The sequence below is a fragment of the Rhodococcus sp. ENV425 genome (assembly GCF_002887785.1).
GTDB classification, from domain to species: domain Bacteria; phylum Actinomycetota; class Actinomycetes; order Mycobacteriales; family Mycobacteriaceae; genus Rhodococcus; species Rhodococcus aetherivorans.
In genome coordinates this window covers 350-1,490 of the sequence record NZ_PCZU01000270.1, presented here as the reverse complement: position 1 = coordinate 1,490, position 1,141 = coordinate 350, and the positions used below count along the sequence as shown (strand labels likewise).

Annotated in this window: 1 protein-coding gene and 1 pseudogene; one reads left to right on the top strand and one right to left on the bottom strand. The window is 75.4% G+C overall.

The features are described 5' to 3' along the window. Nucleotides 1-599: SDR family NAD(P)-dependent oxidoreductase (locus tag CQZ88_RS24950; protein ID WP_102800454.1), on the top strand; the 599-nt coding region annotated here is incomplete at its 5' end. A gap of 9 nt (nt 600-608) precedes the next feature. Here CQZ88_RS24950 and CQZ88_RS31830 read toward each other — a convergent pair. After that, nucleotides 609-1,141, bottom strand: a pseudogene (locus tag CQZ88_RS31830) (pyridine nucleotide-disulfide oxidoreductase); the annotation flags it as partial.

Here is a 1,141-nt window from a genome sequence, read left to right as displayed (position 1 = left end):
ACGCCGGGGCCGCCGCCGTGCACACCGTCGAGTTCGACGCCGACCGGCTCGACACCCACGAGCAGGTTCTCGCCGACATCCGGGCCCTGTACGGCCCGATCGACGTCGCGGTCCTCGCGTTCGGCATCCTCGGCGACCAGCGCCGCGCCGAACACGACGCCGCCCACGCCGTCGCGATCGTGCACACCGACTACGTCGCCCACGTGGCGCTGCTCACGCACCTCGCGGCGCAGATGCGCGCCCAGGGTTCGGGCCGGATCGTGGTGTTCTCGTCGGTGGCGGGGGTGCGGGTGCGCCGGGCGAACTACGTGTACGGCTCCGCGAAGGCCGGCCTCGACGGATTCGCCGCCGGCCTGGCCGACGCGCTGCACGGCAGCGGCGTGTCCCTGCTGCTGGTGCGGCCCGGGTTCGTGATCGGCCGGATGACCGAGGGCATGAGCCCCGCGCCGCTGTCGAGCACCCCGGACCGGGTCGCCGATGCGGCGGTGCGGGCGTTGCACCGCGGCCGCGGCGAGGTGTGGGTGCCGGCGGTGCTGCGGCCGGTGTTCTTCGGGATGCGGCTGCTGCCGCGCCCGATCTGGCGGCGGCTGCCGCGCTGACCGGCGCGGTCAGCGGCGGCGCGACTCGAGCAGCCGCAACCACACCTCGCCGACCGTCGGATATGCCGGTACCGCATGCCACAGCGTCTCGAGCGGCACCGCCCCGACCACCGCGACGGTGGCCGCATGCAGCAGCTCGGCCACTTCGGTGCCCACGAACGTCGCCCCCACCGCGGTGTCGGTCGCGCGGTCGACGACGAGGGCGGCGCGGCCGGTGAAATCGTCCCGGGCCAAAGCGGATCCGGCCACGGCGATGTCGACCTCGAGCACCTCGACGTCGAGGCCGTCGGCGCGGGCGCCGGCGGCGGTGCGGCCCACCGACGCGACCTCCGGGACGGTGAACACCACCTGCGGCACCTGCCCGTGGTCGGCGCTCGCCCGGTAGCGCGGCGCGTCGAGGTCGCGGCCCTCGGCGCGGGCGGCGATCACGTCGCCGCACACCCGGCCCTGGTACTTGCCCATGTGCGTCAGCGCCGTCCGGCCGGTGACGTCGCCGACGGCGTAGAGCCAGCGTCCGTCCGTCCCGGCGACGGTCATGTGGT